This window comes from Methylophilus aquaticus (assembly GCF_030769565.1).
Classification (GTDB): domain Bacteria; phylum Pseudomonadota; class Gammaproteobacteria; order Burkholderiales; family Methylophilaceae; genus Methylophilus; species Methylophilus aquaticus.
On the sequence record NZ_JAVCAP010000041.1, the window covers coordinates 1 to 1360 of the forward strand.

At 52.9% G+C, this 1360-nt stretch carries 1 protein-coding gene; it reads right to left on the reverse strand.

The window, feature by feature from the left end; genetic code table 11:
- Positions 1-275: 275 nt before the first annotated feature.
- A complete protein-coding gene (locus tag Q9291_RS14075; RefSeq protein ID WP_306390773.1) occupies positions 276-1358 on the reverse strand; it encodes an IS110 family RNA-guided transposase in 1083 nt (360 codons plus the stop codon).
- Positions 1359-1360: the final 2 nt, after the last annotated feature.

Here is a 1360-nt window from a genome sequence, read left to right on the forward strand (position 1 = left end):
CAATTTCGAATCGCCCATAAAGGGTTAAACTGCATCTCTCTAGACGGCCTTCTTGCGGATCAGTTGTTACTTCGCGGGCCATGATAATAGCCGCGCACAGAGACCTCATTCATTCATCGGCCTGACAAGAACGCACTGATCAGGCTTGTTCTTTTTTATGTCGGCCATTGGGTTAGTCAGGTTCTCTCTGTGCTCGGTCTAACCTCTTTGCTATCTGCCTTGGCAGGGGTGGTTTCAGTGGTTTAAGCTGAATTTACAACGCGTTTAAAACGGCTTCATTCCAGGTTTAAATCACGTATGTTGATTTGCAGCTGGCAATTGGCACCCGGCGCCTGCCAGTGCTGCCATGCATCGGCATCGTATGCGCTGTCTTTCGCCAACATTGCCCACAGCATGCGCGCATGCTTGTTGGCAATGGCAACCAGCGTTTTGTGATACCCCACGCGCTGATACACCGCAACAATCCACTGTTGCAAACGGCTGGCTTTATCTGCAGCCTGTCGCAAAGCCACTTGCAAGGTGCTTTTAGCGCCTTGCACCAGCAAGCTACGCACATAGGTGTCGCCGCGTCGGGTGGTTCTGCCGAGTTTGGTTTTGCCACCCGAGCTCATCTGTCTGGGCGTGAGGCCTAGCCATGCGGCAAACTGTCGGCCATTTTTAAACTGTTTGGCATCCACTACAGTTGCCACAGAGGCGCTGGCCGTCAGCGTACCTATGCCTGTCATCGCGGTAAGGCGCATGGCTGCCGGTTGCGTCGTCACATGCAAAGTAATTTGCCGGTCACACAGCGCAATCTGTTCATGGACTGTTTTTAAATACTGTAGCGATTGTTCTATCGCCAAACGCAACCCTTCGGGGATGGTGCTATCTGCACTTAGCCCTGGCAAAGCCCGTATCAGCTTATCGGCACTGCGTGGTGGCCACACCCCAAACTCACCCAGCAAGCTGCGTATGCGGTTTAAATGCGCGGTGCGCGCTTCTTTGTAGCCTTCACGTAGTCGATGCCAAACCAATACAGATTGTTGATCCACACTTTTAATCGCCACAAAACGCATGGTTGGTTGGCGAGCTGCAATGGCAATCGCTTCGGCATCGTTTTTATCATTCTTGGCGGCCATGCTTTTACGAAAAGGCTGCACAAACTCAGGTGCCATGAGTTTTGCGCTATGCCCCCGCGCCGCAAACCAGCGCCCCCAATGATGCGACGAGCCACAAGCCTCCATCGCAATCACACACGGCGACAACTGCTGCGCCCAAGCCACAAAGGCGTCTCGCTTGAGTGTTTTGTGATAAACCACCGCCCCAGTCACATCCATCGCACACACAGCAAACACATCCTTTGCTAAATCGATTCCAATCG